The 20,874-nt window shown below is 60.2% G+C and carries 19 protein-coding genes; 14 read left to right on the top strand and 5 right to left on the bottom strand.

Features of this window, described 5'->3' with window-relative positions; translation table 11 throughout:
* Both AAZU54_RS25910 and AAZU54_RS25905 read right to left on the bottom strand, forming a co-directional pair.
* The coding region (locus tag AAZU54_RS25910; protein ID WP_434727834.1) for a homoserine kinase at positions 1-934 on the bottom strand (934 nt) is incomplete at its 3' end.
* A 69-nt stretch (positions 935-1,003) separates the two neighbouring features.
* The gene (locus AAZU54_RS25905) at positions 1,004-1,291 is read right to left on the bottom strand and encodes a DUF2782 domain-containing protein (protein WP_186553199.1); all 288 of its coding nucleotides are present in this window, start codon (positions 1,289-1,291) and stop codon (positions 1,004-1,006) included.
* A gap of 75 nt (positions 1,292-1,366) precedes the next feature.
* Between AAZU54_RS25905 and polA the strand changes: the two genes are divergently transcribed.
* Positions 1,367-4,132 (top strand): DNA polymerase I, encoded by a 2,766-nt coding sequence (gene polA, locus AAZU54_RS25900; RefSeq protein ID WP_264234263.1) that lies wholly within the window; start codon positions 1,367-1,369, stop codon positions 4,130-4,132.
* A 336-nt stretch (positions 4,133-4,468) separates the two neighbouring features.
* On the opposite strand, the gene yihA is transcribed toward polA, so the two are convergent.
* Positions 4,469-5,101 (bottom strand): ribosome biogenesis GTP-binding protein YihA/YsxC, encoded by a 633-nt coding sequence (gene yihA, locus AAZU54_RS25895; protein ID WP_186553201.1) that lies wholly within the window; start codon positions 5,099-5,101, stop codon positions 4,469-4,471.
* A gap of 211 nt (positions 5,102-5,312) precedes the next feature.
* Between yihA and AAZU54_RS25890 the strand changes: the two genes are divergently transcribed.
* The 8 genes from AAZU54_RS25890 (at position 5,313) to AAZU54_RS25855 (ending at position 13,117) form a co-directional block, all read left to right on the top strand.
* On the top strand, positions 5,313-5,588 hold the full coding sequence (locus AAZU54_RS25890) for a c-type cytochrome (protein ID WP_225915747.1): 276 nt from the start codon (positions 5,313-5,315) through the stop codon (positions 5,586-5,588).
* 31 nt (positions 5,589-5,619) lie between these two features.
* Entirely contained in the window at positions 5,620-6,237 is a 618-nt protein-coding gene (locus AAZU54_RS25885; protein ID WP_186553203.1) for a c-type cytochrome, read from the top strand.
* A gap of 261 nt (positions 6,238-6,498) precedes the next feature.
* On the top strand, positions 6,499-7,134 hold the full coding sequence (gene dsbA, locus AAZU54_RS25880) for a thiol:disulfide interchange protein DsbA (protein WP_186553204.1): 636 nt from the start codon (positions 6,499-6,501) through the stop codon (positions 7,132-7,134).
* An 11-nt stretch (positions 7,135-7,145) separates the two neighbouring features.
* Positions 7,146-8,000, top strand: coding sequence for an endonuclease/exonuclease/phosphatase family protein (locus AAZU54_RS25875; RefSeq protein WP_434727833.1), 855 nt, complete (start codon positions 7,146-7,148; stop codon positions 7,998-8,000).
* Positions 8,001-8,028: 28 nt separating this feature from the next.
* The gene (locus AAZU54_RS25870) at positions 8,029-10,062 is read left to right on the top strand and encodes a diguanylate cyclase (protein WP_434727832.1); all 2,034 of its coding nucleotides are present in this window, start codon (positions 8,029-8,031) and stop codon (positions 10,060-10,062) included.
* A 105-nt stretch (positions 10,063-10,167) separates the two neighbouring features.
* The gene (locus AAZU54_RS25865) at positions 10,168-10,563 is read left to right on the top strand and encodes a hypothetical protein (protein ID WP_186553207.1); all 396 of its coding nucleotides are present in this window, start codon (positions 10,168-10,170) and stop codon (positions 10,561-10,563) included.
* A 67-nt stretch (positions 10,564-10,630) separates the two neighbouring features.
* Positions 10,631-11,422 carry an N-acetylmuramoyl-L-alanine amidase gene (locus AAZU54_RS25860; protein WP_392467485.1) on the top strand — a complete coding sequence of 264 codons (792 nt, stop codon included), beginning with the start codon at positions 10,631-10,633 and terminating at the stop codon, positions 11,420-11,422.
* Positions 11,423-11,497: 75 nt separating this feature from the next.
* The gene (locus tag AAZU54_RS25855; RefSeq protein WP_392467302.1) at positions 11,498-13,117 is read left to right on the top strand and encodes an EAL domain-containing protein; all 1,620 of its coding nucleotides are present in this window, start codon (positions 11,498-11,500) and stop codon (positions 13,115-13,117) included.
* A gap of 136 nt (positions 13,118-13,253) precedes the next feature.
* Here the strand turns inward: AAZU54_RS25855 and AAZU54_RS25850 are convergent, their stop codons facing one another.
* On the bottom strand, positions 13,254-15,032 hold the full coding sequence (locus AAZU54_RS25850; protein ID WP_186553210.1) for a KinB sensor domain-containing domain: 1,779 nt from the start codon (positions 15,030-15,032) through the stop codon (positions 13,254-13,256).
* Entirely contained in the window at positions 15,029-16,375 is a 1,347-nt protein-coding gene (algB, locus tag AAZU54_RS25845) for a sigma-54-dependent response regulator transcription factor AlgB (RefSeq protein ID WP_186553211.1), read from the bottom strand. Before algB ends, AAZU54_RS25850 begins: the two co-directional genes overlap by 4 nt.
* 209 nt (positions 16,376-16,584) lie before the next feature.
* Between algB and AAZU54_RS25840 the strand changes: the two genes are divergently transcribed.
* The 5 genes from AAZU54_RS25840 (at position 16,585) to gltP (ending at position 20,788) form a co-directional block, all read left to right on the top strand.
* Positions 16,585-17,406, top strand: coding sequence for a BON domain-containing protein (locus AAZU54_RS25840; protein WP_186553212.1), 822 nt, complete (start codon positions 16,585-16,587; stop codon positions 17,404-17,406).
* A gap of 176 nt (positions 17,407-17,582) precedes the next feature.
* Positions 17,583-17,870, top strand: coding sequence for a hypothetical protein (locus AAZU54_RS25835; RefSeq protein ID WP_186553213.1), 288 nt, complete (start codon positions 17,583-17,585; stop codon positions 17,868-17,870).
* Positions 17,871-17,912: 42 nt separating this feature from the next.
* Positions 17,913-18,074, top strand: coding sequence for a DUF1328 domain-containing protein (locus tag AAZU54_RS25830; protein ID WP_003252966.1), 162 nt, complete (start codon positions 17,913-17,915; stop codon positions 18,072-18,074).
* A 3-nt stretch (positions 18,075-18,077) separates the two neighbouring features.
* Positions 18,078-18,548 carry an inhibitor of vertebrate lysozyme family protein gene (locus AAZU54_RS25825; RefSeq protein ID WP_186553214.1) on the top strand — a complete coding sequence of 157 codons (471 nt, stop codon included), beginning with the start codon at positions 18,078-18,080 and terminating at the stop codon, positions 18,546-18,548.
* Between the two features lie 902 nt (positions 18,549-19,450).
* Entirely contained in the window at positions 19,451-20,788 is a 1,338-nt protein-coding gene (gene gltP / locus AAZU54_RS25820) for a glutamate/aspartate:proton symporter GltP (protein WP_186553215.1), read from the top strand.
* Positions 20,789-20,874: the final 86 nt, after the last annotated feature.

Genomic DNA, 20,874 nt, shown 5'->3' with positions numbered 1-20,874 from the left:
ATTTCAACGCCACCTGCTGACGCTGCGCCAGTCGCACCTCAAACTCGCTCGGGTCGTGGATCATCACATCCATCCCGGCAAACGACTCGGCTGCGATCAGGCGCGACAGCCAGAAGCGCACGCAGGCCACCCGCAGCATCACCGGCCAAAGCTCGGCTTCCGCCGCAGTGAACGGCCGCAGCCCGGCGTAGGCCCCCAGCAGCGCCTGCGCGCGTGGCAGGTCGATGCCGGACTTATCATCCAGGCACCAGTCATTCACGGTAATGGCGATGTCATACAGCATCGGCCCCGAGCAGGCGTTGTAGAAGTCGATCAGCCCCGTCAGGTGGGTGCCTTCGAACATCACGTTGTCGCGGAACAGGTCAGCGTGCAGGTTGGCCCGTGGTAGCGCGAGAAGCTGCGCCTTGTGTGCGGCGATCTCATCCAGTGCAGGCTGCAACAGGCGCTGTTGCGCCTCGCTCAGGTGCGAAATCAACTCGGCGCCAGACTCCAGCATCCAGTCCAGACCTCGGTCGGTCTTGCGCTCCAGGGTGTTGTCGCGCGTGGCCAGGTGAATGTGCGCCAACAATTCGCCAACTTGAGCACAGTGCTGATTGTTCGGCACCTTGATGTGCTTACCCGACAGTCGTGGCTGCAACAGTGCCGGCTTGCCGTTGAGCTCGCGCAGGCCATTACCCTCGCGATCACGCACGGCGTAAGGCACTGGCATGTCGGCTTGGTGCAGCACATCGAGCAGGTCGATGAAGAACGGCATGTCTTCGGCAGGGCCGCGTTCGATCAGCGTCAGCACGAACTCACCCTGTTCGAGGCTGACGAAGAAGTTGCTGTTCTCGGTACCGGCGGCAATGCCCTGGAAGTCGAGCAGACGGCCCAGCTCATACGGCGCCAGAAAGGTTTCCAGCTCGGGCCGGGACACAGGGGTGAAAACTGACATGATGAAAAGTTGCCCATGCGGGCACTTCCGCCGGGAAGTGCCAGGTTGATGTGAACGGTACGCGTCAGATTACCACTCGAAGATCTTCCACGACGGAATCAGCATGTCCGGCTGGTCGGATCGAATGAAATTGCCGTCGGAGCCGTCGGCGCGTACCAGGAAATAAGGTTTGCCGTTTTTCGGCGTGATTTTGATCGCATACAGGAAGCCGTTTTGACGGTACTCCTGAATGGTTCGATCGCCTTCCGTGCGAATGGTCACATCGGGATCTGCCGATGGGGCGTCGTCCGCCGCCTGGGTGACGATAGGCGTGGTTGCCAGAAGGCCGAGCAGTAACAGGCGATTGAGTGTCCGCATGATAACCTTGTCCCTTTGTCGTCAATGATTCCGGCTATTCTAGCGCCGGACCCGCCGAAAAGGTTGATTCTCCTCATGAGCCAAGCGCCTCTCGTCCTGGTGGACGGTTCTTCATACCTCTACCGCGCCTTTCACGCGCTGCCGCCGCTGACCACGTCCAAAGGTCTGCCGACCGGCGCGGTCAAGGGCGTGCTGAACATGCTCAAGAGCCTGCGCAAGCAATACCCTGACAGCTTGTTCGCGGTGGTCTTCGACGCCAAGGGCGGGACCTTCCGCGACGCCATGTTCGCCGAATACAAGGCCAACCGCCCAAGCATGCCGGATGACCTGCGCGTGCAGGTCGAGCCCCTGCACGCCAGCGTCAAGGCGCTGGGCTATCCACTGCTGTGCGTAGAAGGCGTCGAGGCCGATGACGTGATCGGCACCCTGGCCCGCAGCAGTGCGGCAGCCGGCCGTCCGGTGATCATTTCGACCGGCGACAAGGACATGGCCCAATTGGTGGACGGGCACATTACCCTGGTCAACACCATGACCGGTAGCGTGCTGGATATTGCTGGCGTGCACGAGAAATTCGGCGTCGGCCCGGAACATATCATCGACTTCCTGGCGCTGATGGGCGACAAGGTCGACAACATTCCTGGCGTGCCAGGCGTCGGCGAGAAGACCGCCGTGGGCCTGCTGACCGGGATCGGCGGTGGCCTGCGCGAGGTCTACGACAACCTCGACAAGGTCCCTGCCCTGCCGATTCGCGGCGCCAAGGGCCTGCCGGCCAAGCTGGAGGAGCATCGCGACGCGGCGTTCCTGTCGTACGAACTGGCGACCATCAAGGTCGACGTGCCGCTGGATATCGAAGTCGATGCGCTGGTGTGTGGCGAACCGGACCGGGAAGCCTTGCTGGCGCTATACACCGAGATGGAGTTCAAAAGCTGGATCGCCGAAGTTCAGCGCGATGCAGTCAAGGTTGGCGAAGTGATTACGCCAGTTGAAGAACCGCAGGCCAAGGTCGAGCCGCAATACGAAACCATCCTCGACCAGGCGCGTTTCGACCTGTGGTTGGAGAAACTGCGCCAGGCATCGCTGTTTGCCTTCGACACGGAAACCACCAGCCTCGATGCCCAGCAGGCCAAGTTGGTCGGCCTGTCGTTCGCGGTGGAACCGCACGTGGCCGCGTATGTGCCGCTGGCCCATGACTACGAAGGCGCCCCGGTCCAACTGGATCGCGACGCTGTACTGCTGGCGCTCAAGCCGCTGCTGGAAGACCCGACCAAGGGCAAGATCGGCCAGAACGCCAAGTACGACATCAATATCCTGGCCAACTGCGCGATTGGTGGCGACCAGGCGCACGGCATCGACATGCGCGGTGTGGCTTACGACACCATGCTCGAATCCTACGTGCTCAACTCCACCGCTACCCGGCACGACATGGATAGCCTGGCGCAGAAGTATCTGGACCACACCACCATTGCCTTCGAAGACATCGCCGGCAAAGGCGCCAAGCAGCTGACCTTCAACCAGATTCACCTGGACAAGGCCGGGCCTTACGCCGCCGAAGATGCCGACATCACCTTGCGCCTGCACCAAGCGTTGCAGGCACGCCTGGCCAAGACGCCCAGCGTGCAGCCGGTATTGATGGACATCGAAATGCCGCTGGTGCCGGTCTTGGCCAAGATCGAGCGCCAAGGCGCGCTGGTCGATGCCAACTTGCTGGCGATCCAGAGTGGCGAGCTGGGCGTGAAGATGGCTGAGCTGGAGCGCGAAGCCTTTGCCTTGGCCGGTGAAGAGTTCAACCTGGGCTCGCCCAAGCAGCTTGGCGTGATCCTGTATGACAAGCTGGGCATGCCGGTGCTGAGCAAGACCACCAAGGGCCAGGCTTCGACCGCCGAAGCGGTGCTGGCCGAGCTGGCCGAGCAGGATTACCCGCTGCCCAAGGTGCTGATGCAGTACCGCAGCCTGAGCAAGCTGAAGAACACCTACACCGACAAGCTGCCGCACCAGATCAACCCGCGCACTGGGCGCATCCACACCTCCTATCAGCAGGCGGTGGCGGCCACGGGGCGTTTGTCGTCGAACGACCCGAACTTGCAGAACATCCCGATTCGGACTGCCGAAGGACGGCGTATTCGCCAGGCGTTCGTGGCCAGCCCCGGCTACAAGCTGTTGGCTGCCGACTATTCGCAGATCGAGCTGCGCATTATGGCCCACCTGGCCAAGGACGAAGGCCTGTTGCATGCCTTCCGCAATGACCTCGATGTGCACCGGGCGACGGCTGCAGAAGTGTTTGGCGTGGATCTAGCGGCTGTTACCACCGACCAGCGTCGCAGCGCCAAGGCGATCAACTTCGGCCTGATCTATGGCATGAGCGCCTTCGGCCTGGCCAAGCAGATTGGCGTCGATCGCAAACAGTCGCAGGACTACATCGACCGTTACTTCGCCCGCTACCCTGGGGTGCTGGCCTACATGGAGCGCACTCGCGCCCAGGCCGCCGAACAGGGCTTCGTCGAAACCCTGTTCGGCCGTCGCTTGTACCTGCCGGACATCAACGCGAAAAACCCGGCGCTGCGCAAAGGTGCCGAGCGCACGGCGATCAACGCGCCGATGCAGGGCACGGCAGCAGACATCATCAAGCGCGCCATGGTCGCGGTGGATGGCTGGTTGAGTGGCAGCGGCCTGGATGCTCGAGTGATCCTGCAGGTGCACGATGAATTGGTGCTGGAAGTGCGCGAAGACCTGGTCGAGCAGGTGAAGGAGCAAATTCGCCCGTACATGAGCAATGCCGCGCAGCTCGACGTGCCGTTGCTGGTCGAAGTAGGTGTTGGCTCGAATTGGGACGAAGCTCACTAAACGGCGTAGGAAAGATGTGTAGGATCTGCGCTGTAGTGTCGCGGATCCGACGCTGGCCTGGTGCCATTAGAACGGGAGTTTCATGAAACTATCGCAAATAGTTTCCAGAGCTTCGGAACTAAACCGGTGAAGCGGAACTCAGAGTAACTGAATGGCTGGTGAAGCCTTTCGATGCTCCTATGTTGTGTTAAGTGTTGGCAGATACCTGGACCCCGCCCTAGCGGTCCAGACTTGAACCCCAGACTTCCCCCTCCCCATATGAAGTCCGGGGTTTTTTTTGCCTGCGATTCAGGATTTCACAGCGTGGGGGCCGCTTCGCAGCCCCAAAAATCTAAATCACTCCGCCGGCTTGTCTTCCAGCTCCATCCACCCCGCCAATACAGCATAGGCCTCTTCCAGCCCCTGGCGCTTGGGTGCCGAGAACAACTGGATGGTCGCCGCGTCGCCCCAGCCCTTGCGAATCTCTGCTTGCACCTTGAGCAGCGTGTTCTTCGCCGCACCAAAGGTCAGCTTGTCGGCCTTGGTCAGCAGAATGTGCATGGGCATGCCGCTGGCCTTGGCCCAGTCGAGCATCATCTTGTCGAAGTCGGTCATTGGATGGCGCACGTCCATCATCAGGATGATCCCTTTCAGACACTCACGTCCGCCCAGGTAGGCTTCAAGGTGACGCTGCCAGTGCTGCTTGAGCGGAATCGGTACTTTTGCATAACCGTAGCCCGGCAAGTCGACCAATCGCCGTTCATCGTCCAGACTGAAGAAATTCAACAGCTGGGTGCGCCCTGGGGTTTTCGAGGTACGCGCCAGGCTGGCATGGGTCAGGGTGTTGAGGGCGCTGGATTTACCGGCGTTGGAACGGCCGGCGAAAGCCACCTCGTAACCCTGGTCTTCCGGGCATTGTTCGACCTTGGCAGCGCTAAGGGCGAATGTGGCTTTCTGGCAGAGGCCGAGGATGGGGTTCTTGACTTGCATGGGATATCCGATGTGGGTGTTGCCTAATCCAGGCAGTGTCGTTTCCGTTTGGAGGACGGAAGTATATAATGCCCCAGTTTTTGTGTGTGCATTCTCCCAGCGAAGGAGAGCGCACATGGGGTGTCGAACATTAGCTCGCGCAATAGAACGCAGCGCGGCCCCCAACCCTGAAAGGTCGTTCCGCAAGGCGAAATGGCTATTGGCTGTCGGTATGTTCCTACCGTTTTTCAGCGCACAGGCTACACAGGATCCCGAGGCGTTGTACAACCGCAGCTGCGCTGCCTGTCACGCCGGACAACTGCCTCAGGCACCCAAGAAGGGTGACTCGGCAGCTTGGGAGCCAAGGCTGGCGCAGGGTATGGAGGTACTGGTAGCGAATGTTACTCGGGGTTTCAAGGCTATGCCGCCGCGTGGATTGTGCATGGACTGCAGTGCCGAGGACTACCGTTTGGTCATCCTCTGGATGACCGGTAGTCCCGATACATAACATTTCACCCTTAGCCGTGTTGGATTAGCTGATGAACAAACTATTCGTGAGTCTGCTGTTGACCATGGGGGTTGCAGGTGCGGCCAATGCTGCGGACCCTATCAAAGGCGATGCCGCCGCCGGTCAGGCGAAAACTGCCGTCTGTGGTGCCTGCCACAACCCTGACGGCAACAGCCTGGCGCCGAACTTCCCCAAACTCGCCGGCCAAGGCCAGCGATACCTTGAGAAGCAACTGCACGACATCAAGTCTGGCAAGCGTACGGTGCTGGAGATGACCGGCATGCTCGAGCCCTTCAACGAGCAGGATCTTGCCGACATCGCCGCTTATTTCGCCAGCCAGAAGGGCAGTGTCGGCGCTGCCGATCCGAAACTGGTCGAACGCGGTCGTGCGCTGTTCAATGGCGGCGATCTGGAAAAAGGCATGCCTGCCTGCACTGGCTGCCACTCGCCGAACGGCGCCGGCATCGCCTTGGCCGGCTTCCCCCACCTGAGCGGCCAGCATGCCCAGTACGTGACCAAGCAGCTCACAGATTTCCGTGAGGGCAACCGCACCAACGATGGCGACGCGATGACCATGCGTTCTATCGCCGGCAAGCTGAGCAACAAGGACATCGACGCCTTGGCCAGCTATATCCAGGGGCTGCACTGAGGCAATGTCCTTAGGGCTGCTTTGCAGTCCGTCGTGCAGCGCGGACCCTGTGGGAGCGGGTTCACCCGCGAAGGGCCGCAACGCGGCCCCGGCAACCTAAGTGTTTAACACTCAGTTAATGGTCGATGGCTAAAGATGAAAGGGCGGCCCACACCGCCCTTTTTTTTGTCCGTAGCCGTTACACTACAGAACTCGAGCCCTTCCCGACCTGTCACAGCACCGGTCGCGTCGAGGCGACCAATGACTGCTCAGGAGTAAAGCATGCGTAAACTGATTCTCAGCGCTGCGCTGGTCGCCGCCAGCGTATTCGGTATGACCGCCGTCCAGGCCGCCGAGCCTGCAACAGCGGGCAAGGAATATATCGAGCTGAGCAACCCTGTTCCGGTTTCCCAGCCAGGCAAGATCGAAGTCGTCGAGCTGTTCTGGTACGGCTGCCCACACTGCTATCACTTCGAACCGACCGTCAATCCGTGGGCTGAAAAACTGCCGGCGGACGTCAACTTCAAGCGCGTTCCAGCCATGTTCGGCGGCCCTTGGGACGCCCACGGCCAGATGTTCCTGACCCTTGAAGCCATGGGCGTCGAGCACAAGGTGCACGCCGCTGTCTTCAAAGCAATTCAGGAGCAGGGTAAAAAGTTGGTCAAGCCAGACGAAATGGCCGAGTTCCTCGCTACCCAGGGCGTAGACAAGGACAAGTTCCTCGCTACCTTCAACTCGTTCGCCATCAAAGGACAAGTGAACCAGGCTCGTGAACTGGCGAAGAAGTACGAAATCACCGGCGTACCGAGCATGGTGGTCAACGGTAAATACCGCTTCGATTTGGGTACTGCCGGCGGTCCGGAAGGCGTGCTGAACGTCGCCGACCAGCTGATCGCCAAGGAGCGCGCCGCTAAGTAAGCGGCGAACTCATGGCTCGCTTGCGCTCCACCCGGGGTGTTGGCCTGCACCAGCCGCAGGTCAACGAGCATCACCTGCAGGCCCCTGGCCTGCCTGAGGATGGTCGACTGCGGCTGCTCAGTTTCAATATCCAGGTGGGCATCAGCACCGAACGCTACCGGCACTACCTGACCCGCAGCTGGCAGCATCTGCTGCCGCACAACGGGCGTGCCGGCAACTTGCAGAAGATCGGTGCGCTGCTCAGCGACTTCGACCTGGTCGCCCTTCAGGAAGCCGATGGCGGCAGCCTGCGCTCGGGCTACGTCAACCAGGTCGAGCACCTGGCCCAGTTGGGGGCGTTCCCCTACTGGTATCAGCAGCTCAATCGCAACCTCGGGCGTTTCGCCCAACACAGCAACGGCGTACTCAGCCGCCTCAAGCCCCAGCACCTTGAAGACCATCCCCTGCCCGGCCCAGCCGGTCGAGGTGCGATCCTGGTGCAGTTCGGCGAGGGCAAGGACGCGCTGATCGTGGTGATGATGCACCTGGCGCTGGGTGCCAAGGCCCGCGCCCTGCAATTGAGCTACATCCGCGAGCTGATTGGCGGCTACCGTCATCAGGTGCTGATGGGGGACATGAACACCCATGCCAACGACTTGCTCGAACACTCGCCGCTGCGCGATCTGGGCCTGATTGCACCGCAAGTCGAGGCCACCTTCCCAAGTTGGCGCCCGCAGCGCTGCCTGGACCACATCCTGCTCAGCCCAAGCCTGACCTTGGAGCGGGTCGAGGTGCTGGCGCAGCCGATTTCCGATCACCTTCCCGTTGCCGTCGAGATTCGATTGCCTGACGCATTGACTGTGGATACGCTGCCGGTCTTGAGCTAATTGCCATCACCCCGCAGTGGACCCAGGCATGACCGAAGACGCCGAGCGCTGGAAAGAAAAATACTTAAAAAGCATCGAACAGCAGGAAAAACTCGAGCGCCGTTGGGATGCCCGTCTCGACTTGCTGCGTCGTGGCCTGGTGCGCAGTACCTTGGCCGCCGAGGGCAGCGACAAGGCGGTGGACCAGTGCATGAAGGAAATGCGCGAGGTCATCCGCAGCGACAACATGGACGCGGGGCTTGCCAACCTGATTCCGCGTCTGGAAAAGGCGGTACTCGACTCCGAGCAGCGTCGCGAAACCCGCATGAACCAGGTGAGCGATGCGCTGACCGCGCTAGTCACTCAGCTCCAGGCCCTGCCGCTGTCCGGTGATGTCGCTCGGCCACTGAAAAAACTGGCGAAGAAACTCGATGGTGGTGTCAGCCAATCGCGCGAGTTGCCGCCCCTGCTTGGTGAGCTCAGTGGTTTGCAGGGCCGAGCCCTGACCCTGCTGCAGAGCCCGGAAGAAGAGGCCCGCCCCGGCTTTTTGCAGCGGCTTTTCGGTAAAGCTGAACAAGAGTCTCGGCCGGAACACGCAGAATCGCCGCAGCCTGCACCGGTTCCAACGCCAGCTTTGGCAGAGCCTGCTGTCGAGAGCGAATCTGCTCTGCAGCCCGTCAAAGACGAAGTGCTTCAGCCCTCGGCACCTGCAATCATGGCGGCTGCGCCAGAGCCAGTGGAACCGATTGCAGCCAAACCACTGATCACTGAGGAGCAAACAGAGGCGCCTGCGGCAGAAGTGGCGCAGGCGTTGCTGCTGGAGCCCTCGCAGCCGGCGCTGATTGATGCGCCTGAGGCTGAGCCCGCTCCAGTCATTGCCAGTCAGGAGCCAAACGAGCCAGAGCAAGCGATACTTGCTCAAGCAGAGCCTGACGAACTTAGCGCGATAGAGCCAGAGCCAGAGGCGGCGCCGGAGCAGGTCGAACTGCTCGACGGTGAGGATGGCCCTTATGCCCTGCTTAACGCCGTCGAGCCACCCTACAGCCAAGTCGCTGCGCATATCGAGCAAACCTTGATCGGCTTGCTCGATGACCTGAGCCTGCCCGAGCGGCACAAGGCCCAGGCGCTGGAAATGCGCGAGCGCGTGGCGCGAGGGCTGAACTGGTACGAACTGATCCCGGTGCTGGATGATCTGGCGGTACTCATGCTGGCCATCACCGACAGCGGCCAGCATGAGTTCGAGGCCTACTTGCAGCAGCTCAACGAGCGCCTCGAAACCTTCCAGAGCCATCTGCACGAAGCCAGCGCCGGGCATGCCGACAACAGTACTGCGGCGCGTGAGCTGGACAGCCAATTGCGCGAACAGGTCGATGGTCTGCAAAGCAGCGTCCAGGGCGCCGCTGACCTCGATAGCCTCAAGCACATTCTGGACAATCGCCTCGAAGGCCTGCTGGTGACCATCGACGATCACCAGCACGAGCGTGACCGCCGCGAGCAGGAACTGGCCGGACGCCTGCATGGCTTGGCCGAGCGGGTGGCGAACATGGAACAGGAAGCCCTGGGGTATCGCGAGCACCTTGAGGAGCAACGCCAGAAAGCCCTGATCGATCCCCTAACCGGGCTGCCCAACCGCGCCGCGTGGTCAGAACAGGTCGAGCGCGAAGTGCAGGATTGGCAGGAAAACGGCGGCCACTTGCTGATGGCGATCCTTGACCTTGACCACTTCAAACGCATCAACGACGGCTATGGCCACCTGGCCGGCGACAAGGTGTTGAAGATCGTCGCCGACCAGTTACGCAAGCGCCTGCGTGGCCGCGACTTCATCGCACGCTTTGGCGGTGAAGAGTTTGTCCTGCTATTGCCGCAAACGTCACCGGCTGCTGGCGCCCAAGTGGCTGAATCCCTGCGCGCCGCCATCGAAGCATGCCCTTTCCATTTCAAGGGCGAGCGGGTGGTGATTACCGCCTCCATTGGCATCAGCGCATTCCGCACCGGCGAGCGTGGCGATCAGGTGCTCAAGCGTGCCGACGAAGCCTTGTATAGAGCCAAGGATCTGGGACGCAATCGGGTGGAACTGGCCTAACTATCTACCGCATTCCTGATGCCACGGTTGCTCATGATGATTTCGCCGAAATGCAGAGACCTTCGGCATTTCGAGGCTTGAGTAACTCTAATCAGGAGCGACGCGATGAAGATGATGAAATGGGTACTACTGCTGGTCATGAGTATCGCCTATCAGACGAGTGCCATGGCCAAGGACACCTACTGGACTGCGCATGTTGGCAAAGATGGGACGGTCTTGCGGCAGTGGCCGAAATGGATCGAAAATGTAGAGCTGTCAGCGAACGCTAACTATTTCAGTCAGTACAAGCTGATATTCAACAACCGCATCGTGCATCAAGACCCAGGCTTTTGCACGGTTTCGCCCATTGATGGCAGCACCGAGGATCGTCTGTTGCATGGGCAGGCCAAAGTCATTGGTAAGCCGAAAGCTGAAGGCGTCACGGTGCTGACCCAGTTGGTCGATGTTAAAGGCGCAAGTGGTGACAATTCGTTGGAATTCCTGGTGATGTGTATGCGCTAAGGCGTTGTTTCCTACAAGCGCCTGAGAGAGAGCACGTTATACTGTAGCGACTTGTCACTTCTTCATGATGTGCTCTCTTTCGATGAAAACTGTAATTTCAGCATTTCTCCTTGTAATGCTTGCTGGCTGTGCCAGCGGCCTGCGCATCGACCGCAGCCATGTCTCGGCGAACCAGGACGAGCGCATCCAGTTCGTCGTCCTGCATTACACCAATGCCTCACTCGAACGCTCGTTGGCCTTGTTGACCCACGGCGAGGTCAGCAGCCACTACCTGATCGGCGATGGTCCGGCCACGGTTTATCAGTTGGTTGACGAGAGCAAACGTGCCTGGCATGCCGGCGATAGCCAATGGGACGGTCGCACCTGGCTCAATTCCAGCTCCATCGGCATCGAGATCGTCAACCCGGGGTTCACCGACACACCCAATGGTCGGGTCTGGCACCCCTACAGCGAAGCGCAGATCCAGGCGCTCATCGCGTTGCTCCAGGATATCGTCAAGCGTAACCACATCCAGCCGCGCTACATCATCGGGCACAGCGACATCGCGCCCTTGCGCAAGCTCGATCCTGGGCCGCTGTTCCCATGGAAACGCTTGGCAGATGCAGGCTTGGGCATTTGGCCTGAAGCCAATGCAGTCGCGCGGCAGCGGGCGTACTTCGAGGTCAATCCGCCATCGATTACCTGGTATCAGCAACAATTGCTGCGCTTTGGTTACTCCATCGAACAGACCGGCGAACTGGATGTAGCGACTCGGCATGTGCTGGCGGCCTTCCAGATGCGCTTCCGCCCGCAGCGGTTCGATGGCATGCCGGATGCGCAAACTGCGGCGATGTTGCAGGTGCTCAACCAAAAGCGTTGAACCCCGCGCGCCCAACGGCCGTGCCGACTGACCATTCCGTTGCTATACCTCTTGGTAATCAACTGGATATATCCGATGTCAGCCTTCCTCGTTGGGTTGCGCCAAATTCTCCACCGCCCCTGGCTGCTGGCAGCGCTCGCTGCCCTGGCTAGCGCCGTGCTGTTGCTGGCCGGCAGCGTGGGTGTGGCGCTGCAGCAGATGAAGGAAAGCGAGAGCGCGCAGATGAACGCCCAGGGCGAGCGTTTTCTGGAGCGTCTAGAGCAAGTCTTCGGTCAGTTGCGTCAAGGTGTCGATCAATTGCACTCCCTGCCTTTGCGTGGGTGCGATTCGACAACCTTGGCGGCACTACAGCAAGTCGGCCTGAGTTCGCGGTTCATTTACGAAGCGGCCTACGTGCAGGGTAATGTCGCCTGCTCTAGCCGTGGAGGGGTGAGTAACATCGAGCCTTTTCGACCGCCGGATATTCGCGGTCCGACCTACAGCTACTGGCTCAATACCACTGCCGAGCCCGACGAGAACCTCGCTGCGCTCATGCTTGGGCGCGGTAATTTTTTGGTTTCTACTTCGCGTGGTCACCTCACCGATGTGGTTGACCTGCCGCCCGGCGGTAGCCTGCTGGTGGTATTGGATCATGGACGCCGCGCTATTCCGGTGCTGGGCCCGGCGCAACCCTGGCCGCCAGTCGCCGATTGGCCGCCGCCCTCGGACAAGGCTTTGTCTGAGTTCAGTGACCGGCTGATCTACCGCATGCCGACCAAGTCACCCGATTACCAGTTAGTGCTGATTGCCCCTCGCGCCAGTTTGCCTCTGAAGATGAACGGCGTGCTCTGGCTATTGTTCCCTGGCAGCGTACTGGTGGCGTGCTGTATTGGCTGGCTGGTGCTGCAGTTGATCCTGCAACGCCGCTCGATGAGCTCCGAGCTGCAGAATGCGCTGCGCAAAGGCGAGCTGCAGGTGCTCTACCAGCCAATCTTCGAGCTGGACAGTCGGCGCTGTGTCGGCGCTGAGGCCCTGGTGCGCTGGCGCAGGCCCGATGGCACTCTGACCAGCCCGGATCTGTTCATCCCGCTGGCGGAGAATACCGGGCAGATCCGCCAGATCACCGACTTCGTCCTGCAGCGGGTATTGGAGCAACTGGGGCAGTTACTGCGGGCCAACCGCAACTTATATATCTCGGTGAACCTGGCTGCCTGCGATGTGATGGTGCCGCGCATTGGTGGGGTGGCAGCGCGGCTGTTGGCTCACCACCGGGTGCCCGCCAGTCAGATCGCTTTCGAGGTGACCGAGCGGGGCCTGATCGATGTGGTGGTGGCGCGGGACAATTTGCAGGCCTTGCGCGCCGTTGGGCATCAGGTACTGATTGACGATTTTGGCACTGGCTACTGCAGCCTTGCCTACCTGCAGACCTTGCCGGTGGATTGTTTGAAGATCGACAAGGCCTTTATCGATGCGCTGGGCCATGATGCGGCGAGCAGCGGCGTGGCGCCGCATATCATCCGCATGGCCCATGACCTGCATTTGCGGGTGATCGCCGAAGGTATCGAATGTGAGGACCAGGCGGTACTGCTCAACAGTGAAGGGGTCAATTATGGGCAGGGGTGGTTGTTTGCCCATCCGCTCAATGCCCGGCAGTTTGCCGAGTTGATAACTCGCGGGCGACGGGTCAGTGCTCGGCGGATAGATGATGAGCCCTGATCTGTAGGTAGCCTTGTTCGCAGACTGCACCGGCCTCTTCGCGGGGCAAGCCCGCTCCCACGCTTTCTTCGGTGTCCGGAATAACGTGGGAGCGGGCTTGCCCCGCGAAGACAGTGCTGATTGATAACTGCGAAATTCAAACCGGTAACGCCATATAGAACTGCGTCCCCTGCCCTGGCCGCGAAAACACTCCCATGCGGCCACCATGCAGCTGGACGATCTCTTTGCACAGCGCCAGGCCCAGCCCCGCGCCACCTTTCTTGCGTCCCACCTGAACGAATGGCTCGAAGATCCGACCTTGCTGGCCATAGGCAATACCCTCGCCATTATCCTCGACACTGACAATCACCCGCTCGCCATGTCGCCGCGCATGCAAGCGGATGCGCCCCCCGCTGGGCGTATGGCGCACGGCGTTGTGCAACAGATTATCGAGCACCCGATCGAGCTGGGCGGCATCGGCCTGGATACGTGGCAGGGGCTGCTCGAGCTCGATCAGCAAGTCGATCTGCTTATCCGCTGCTTGCGGTGCGATACGCCCTTGGGCACGTTTGAGCAGATCGTCGACCGCACAGTGAGCCAGCTCCAGTTTTTGCAGCCCGCTCTGGTAGCGAGAGAAATTCAGCAGGTCGTTGATCAACTGGGTCAGACGCTGCATTTCTTCGCCGATGGTGTCGAGCAGGTCGTTCTCGCGGGCTTCAGGCGGGAACTTGACCCGTTCGCGCAGCAGGCCAAAGGCCATATGCATACCGGTGACCGGGGTGCGCAGCTCGTGCGAGGCACGCAAGACGAATTCACTGCGCACCCGCTCAAAAGCACGCTGTTCGGTGACATCGTGCAGCACCATCACTGCACCGAGGATTGGCCCCTGAGGGTGGCTGACCGGGGTCAGGCTGTAAGTCAGCAGGCGGGTTTCTTCCTCGATATCGATGCTCAAGTCATCGGGCGGGCGATCCAGGCTGCCGCCACGCAGGACCTGGCGCAGTTGCTGCTCCAGTTCTGGACGTTGCAACGCCTCGGCCAGACCCGTGCCGAGCCGGCTGCTGTCCCAGCCCAGCTGCCGTTGGGCAACTGGGTTGAGGTGTTCCAGGCGGCCTTGGCGATCGATGATCAGCAGGCCGTCATCGATACTGTCGAGTACCGCCTGCAAGCGTTGCTGGCCAGCCAGCACCTCATCGATGTTGGTGGCCTGATGCTTGCGCAAGGCATCGGCCATCATCCCGAAACGGCGGGTCAGCTGGTTGAGTTCAGTGGCCTGGGTAACCGGCAGGGTGACATCGAAATTCCCTTGGCCGACCTCATCGGCAGCCTTGGCCAAGGCTTCGATCGGCTGGCCGAAGCGGCGGGCGATATTGTGCGCGGTGACGAAGCCCAGGACCAGCACCGCCAAGCCCATCAGGCCCAGCAGGCCGCTGACCAGCAGGGCGCGGTCGCGGGTATGCTCCTCGCTGCGGGTGATGTGCTCCAAGGCCTGTTTGTGAGAGTCGATCAGGTCGACGCGCACCTGGCTGAAAGCTGCGCCCAATGGCTGATCGGTACCCATGCTGCGCGAGGGGGCCGGGCTATCGCGGTAGGCCTGCAAGAAGGTCTGGTAGTTACTGCTGGCCTTACTGAAACCGGTGCGCTCGCCACCCTGCTCCAACCCTTGGTTGAGCAAGCTCTGGAACTGCTCCTGCAAGGTCACCAGGCTATTGGGAGCGGTGTCCTCATCGAGGATCAGGGTCAACTGCTCACCCAGGTTTTGCCTGAGCTTGAGCCCAACCTCGAGGGTGTGGGTGGTGTCGCGCACCAAGCGCTGCTGTACCGTGGCCATCTGCAATACGCTGACCAACCCCAGCAACAGCCCAAGCAAAGCCACCGTGACCAATGCCGATATGCTAAGGAAAAGCCGCGTGCGCAGCTTCATCGGCCACTTCATAGGTTGAATTGCTTGCGCTTGCGGTACAGCGTAGAGGCGTCGATGCCGAGTGTCTTCGCTGCTTGATCGAGGGTGTCACTGGAAGCCAGCACTGCACCGATGTGCGCCCGCTCCAGCTCATCCAGGCTCAACGCGGCGCCGATACGCGGGGCATTGTTGGTGGTGGGCTCGGCCATGCCCAGGTGGCTGATCTCGACTCGCTCCTGCGGGCAGATGATGCTGGCCCGCTCGACCACGTTGCGCAGCTCGCGGATGTTGCCCGGCCAGCGGTAGTTGAGCAGCGCCGCACGTGCTTCGTCACTGAACACCCGGGCCGGTCGCGAGTACTCCTTGACGAAACGGGCGAGAAAACGCTCGGCCAACGTCAGGATGTCATCGCTGCGTTCACGCAGTGGCGGCAGGTGCAGGGTGATGACGTTGAGGCGGTACAGCAGGTCTTCACGGAAGCGCCCATCACGGACCATGTCATCAAGGTTGAGGTTGGTCGCGGCGAGGATGCGTACATCTGCGCGGCGGGTGACCGGATCGCCGACCCGCTCGTATTCCTTGTCTTGAATGAAGCGCAGCAGTTTTGGCTGCAAAGTCAGCGGAAAATCGCCGATCTCATCGAGGAAAAGTGTGCCGCCGTCGGCTTGGCTGACTCGGCCCAAGGTGCTCTCGCTGGCACCGGTGAAGGCACCGCGGGTGTGACCGAACAGCTCGCTCTCCATCAATTCGGCGTTCAGCGACGGGCAGTTGATGGTCACGCAAGCCTTGCGTGCACGCTTGCTCCAGCCGTGAATGGCGCGGGCCAGCTCGCCTTTACCGGTGCCGGATTCGCCGAGGATGAGAATGTTGGCATCGGTGGTCGCCACCTGCCGCGCGGTTTCCAGCACCGCCATCATGGCTGGGCTGTGCGAGTCGAGGCCGTCTTTGGGTTTGCGCACTTCGCCTTCGAGCGCTTCGAGGCGAGCAGACAACTGGCGCACTTCGAGCTGCTTGGCGGTGGCCAGGCGCAGTTGGTCCGGGCTGCAAGGTTTGACCAGGTAATCGGCGGCGCCGGCCTGGATAGCATCGACCGCGGTGTCCACAGCCGAATGGGCGGTGACAATGACCACCCGCATCCACGGCGCCTGGATACGCATCTGGGCCAGTACATCGAGACCGTTGTCCTCGCCCAAGCGCAAATCGAGGAAGCACAAGTCGAACACCTGCCGCTGCAACAGCGCCTCAGCCTGCACGGCGCTGTTGGCCGTGGCTACGCTGTAGCCTTCATCTTCAAGGCAATAACGGAAGGTTCGCAGGATGGCGGACTCGTCGTCCACCAGCAGGATGCGGCCTTGGTTGTCCTGGGCAGATTCCATTTTCCTACGCTCCTTTAGGATTGATCTCAATTAGTGTCGGAAAGATCGGGCAAGTTGCATGGTCAATTCTGAAGGATTCTGTCCTTTGCATGCTAGCTACTGGCCGCTTCTTTATCTAACTAACTGAAAATATTGAGTTTTTAGGCGATAAATCAGCTGGCACGCGGGTTGCGAAGATCTTTAGCTTTGTCACAAAAGGAGGTGCAGTCATGCGCTTTTCCCCTCGTATGGCCGTTTTCGCGGCCAGTCTGCTGTCGGTTATCACGCCGGCCTTGGCCGATCCGATCCAGGACGCGCGTCTGCAAGGAGGGCTGCAAACCGCCCTGTCACTGAACCGCTTGCTCAATCCCTTTCGTATTGAAGTCGATGTAGAAGGCGCGCGCGCCCGCTTGACGGGCGAGGTCGAGAGCGAGGTGGAGCGCCAATTGGCTGAACACCTGGCGCTGGCCACCCGCGGTATCGAGCAGGTCGATAACCAATTGCAGGTCAATGCCGAGCTGGTCGAGCGCCCCTTGGAGCTGCGTGCCTACGCGCAGCGGCTTGAGGATGCCACGCTTGCGGCTGTTGTGCGCTCGCGCCTGGCATGGAGCCGGGTCACGCAAAAGGCCCCGATCGAGGTGGAAAGTCGCGAGGGTGTAGTGACTTTGCGCGGACGGGTCGACAGCGTCGAAGCCAAGGAGCTTGCCGGTGTCCTGGCGCGGACCACTGATGGTATTCATTTGGTCAACAACCTGGTGAGCCTGGATACCGCCGCCATGGCCAAGGCTCGTGAGACGCCTGTGGGCGCGCCAACGGGGCCGCAGCCCAGCGATAGCTGGATCCTCGACAAGATCCAAAGCAGCTACCGCTTCAGCCGCAATCTGGATGGGCTGAACATCAAGGTTGCCAGCGAGCAAGGAATGGTCCGGCTATCGGGCGAGGTGGTCAGCAGCGAGCAGAAAACCATCGCCGTGGAGATCGCCCGGCAGATCATCGGTGTACGTGGCGTAGATGCTGACCTGTTGAAGATCGCGACCAAGGTGGAGGGCTGAAGTCGTGCAAATCGCACGACGGCAAAAGGGTCATCGTGCAGGATACGTCCTTGCAGACCCCCTCTCATCTTACTAAGTAATTGATTTATAAGGATATTTATTAATTTGTAAGGCTGGCATGCAGGCTGCAATTACCTGTTCAGAGTTTGAATAAGAACACAGCAGGAGGAGCCGGCATGAACCGCCAATCCGTCAACCGCTTACAGTCCACCGCTTTGCCGCTGCGCCAGTTCCTGTTCCTCGGTCTGGCACTGCTGGTGACCCTGGCCGCCGGCCAGTTCTATTACAGCTGGCAGACCGCCCGGCTCGCCGAGCAAGTAGCGGCGCACACGGCATTGTTGACGCAGATTCAGGCGACCCGTGCCAACACCTTGGTGAGGGCAGCTGACCCGCTGCCGACCGCCAAGGCGAGCTCTCCGGCCACTCTGGAAAACGTAGTACCGCAGGACCGCTGGGTGTTCTAAGCGACCTGCTGGATCGATTTCAAAAAAGAAAGGAGAACCACCATGCTTAGTTGGGCTATCACTTTCCTGATTATCGCCATTGTCGCTGCCGTGCTGGGCTTCGGTGGTATCGCCGGTGCTGCCACGGGGATTGCGAAGATCCTGTTCATCGTCTTCCTGGTGCTGTTCGTGGCTTCCTTCTTCTTCGGACGTGGCAGGGGCTAGACCATGAGCCGGATGCTTTGCAAAGCCCTGGCTACCGCCCTGCTTCTGGGCGGTAGCGCGGCGGCGATGGCGGCCAATGACGGCCAGGTTCGTGTCAGCCAGTTGCTTGGCACGGACCCCGAATACCGTGAGACCTGGCAGGACACCCTCAAAGACGAGGAGCGTTTGCCCGAGTGGGTCATCAACCTCAGCGGCAGTTCGCAAGAACAGATGTCGGCAGTGACTGAGGATGGCGACAAGTACTTGGTCGGGCCTCTGTGTGAATCGGACGACAACTGCACCTATAAACGCCTGATCGTGGCGTTCAGCTGGGACAAGGACGATGCCTACGGGATGCTGGTAGAGGTGCCAGAAGGATTGCCGACCGACAAGTCGCCCACCCGCCATGCGCAGTACCGTTGGCTGGGCAAGCCGGATGACGGCATGAAGGCGATGCTGCAAGAGCAGCTCAAGCGTGATCCGAAGTGGTACTAGGGTCTGTATGAAAAGTCTTGAGACGCCGGTCAGGCAAGGGGAAAACAGCCGAGGAACGGTCGGAGTCGCGCTCGACTTTACTGGAGTAAATGAGCATTCCGAGGCTGTTTTCAACGCAGCATGACCAAGTATCAAGGTTTTTCGTACAGAGCCTAGGCGTCAGCGTACGCATAAGGTTCACGTCAATGTAACGCTATAGAAGCTGAACCTTTCTAAGGTTCTGGCTTCTATGATGCGCAGCCCCGAGGAGGGGCGGCACATGACCAAGGGGCCGGGCTGTTCTGATTGTTCCAGGATCGGAGTGGCCTAGGGGTACAGGGAGTACCTCCGAGCACGGGCCGGGTCAGGCAAGGTGGCATCGGAAGTATCAGGTTGCTCGGGGCTGCCAAGCACCGAAGCCGACCTGACTTCCGAAGCACCTATATATAGAAGGCTTTGTGTAGCTTGTAGGAATTTGCCTTCAAGACACATTTTGTCTCGACCGTACATCGAATTATTTTAGGGTCTGGCACTACCCGCCCGATGTACCATTTAGACCATTCGGATTGTCGAACAAGGCATCCGATCCCTCCTTTTAGTGCCGCCAAATCGGCCGAAAAATGGCGCTTTGGTCTTGTTCGGAAATCCGAACGGCGTATATCCAGCCCCTTCGGGTGCGACTTTTTGTCCCTTGATCTCATGCCGAATCGGTATAGGGTAGTCGTTTCCGGCATTAGACTGCCTCCCTCTCCATCGCAATAGTTGCGGCCTTTTTCGCTAGCCAGAGCGCCGACACGCTCGCTTGCGCTGACCTTCGATGGAGCCGTCGTACGGATTAAATTCGCTGCCCAGCATGCTTCTAAAGGCTCTGGAACGCGCGTTTCCGCTCGACGACCATGACCACTAGAAGAAAAGGTAACGACATGAAGAAGGCAAAACTAAGCCTCGCCTGGCAGATCCTCATCGGACTCGTCCTGGGCGTTGCAATCGGCGCGCTGCTGAACCATTTCAGTGCAGAAAAGGCATGGTGGATCAGTAATGTTCTGCAGCCAGCCGGTGACATCTTCATTCGCCTGATCAAGATGATCGTCGTCCCGATCGTGATTTCGTCGCTGATCGTGGGCATCGCCGGGGTTGGCGACGCGAAGAAACTGGGCAGCATTGGCCTGAAGACCATCATCTACTTCGAGGTGGTGACCACCATCGCCATCGTCGTCGGCCTGGGCCTGGCCAACCTGTTCCACCCAGGTGTCGGTATCGACATGAGCACCCTGGGTACTGTGGACATCTCCAAGTACCAGGCCACTGCGGCCGAGGTGCAGCATGAGCACGCGTTCATCGAGACCCTGCTCAACCTGATCCCATCGAACATCTTCGCAGCCGTGGCGCGTGGCGAGATGCTGCCGATCATCTTCTTCTCGGTACTGTTCGGCCTGGGCCTGTCGAGCCTGCAGGCAGACCTGCGCGAGCCGCTGGTACGCACCTTCCAGGGCGTATCGGAAACCATGTTCAAGGTCACCCACATGATCATGAACTACGCGCCGATCGGTGTATTCGCCCTGATCGCGGTGACTGTCGCCAACTTCGGCTTCTCGTCCCTGCTGCCGCTGGCCAAGCTGGTGGTGCTGGTGTACTTCGCTATCGCCTTCTTCGCCTTCATGGTGCTGGGCCTGGTGGCGCGGATGTTCGGCTTCTCGATCATCAAGATCATGCGCATCATGAAAGACGAGATGATCCTCGCCTACTCCACCTCCAGCTCCGAGACCGTGCTGCCACGGGTGATCGAGAAGATGGAGAAGTACGGTGCGCCGAAGTCGATCTGCAGCTTCGTGGTGCCTACCGGTTACTCGTTCAACCTCGACGGTTCGACCCTGTACCAGAGCATCGCGGCGATCTTCATTGCCCAGCTGTACGGCATCGACTTGTCCTGGAGCCAACAGCTGTTGCTGGTCCTGACCCTGATGGTCACCTCCAAGGGTATCGCGGGTGTGCCGGGCGTTTCCTTCGTGGTGCTGCTGGCGACCCTGGGCAGTGTTGGTATCCCGCTGGAAGGCCTGGCGTTCATCGCCGGTGTCGACCGCATCATGGACATGGCGCGGACTGCCCTGAACGTGATCGGCAACGCCTTGGCTGCCCTGGTTATCGCACGTTGGGAAGGCATGTACGACGCGGTCAAAGGCGAGCAGTACTACAACTCGCTGCCGCACATGGCCGGTACCAAAGCCGCCGCTTCCGTTGCGGGCGAGACTGCCAAGCAGTAAGCCTTCAGCGTTGAACAAAAAGCCCCGACTTGTCGGGGCTTTTTGTTGTCTTGAGATCGGCAGGTGGTACGAACGTCGTGTGGGAG

This window comes from Pseudomonas sp. Je.1.5.c (assembly GCF_051129895.1).
Lineage (GTDB): Bacteria > Pseudomonadota > Gammaproteobacteria > Pseudomonadales > Pseudomonadaceae > Aquipseudomonas > Aquipseudomonas urmiensis.
The sequence above is the reverse complement of the archived record's forward strand: the minus strand, read 5'-3'. Positions and strand labels throughout refer to the sequence as shown.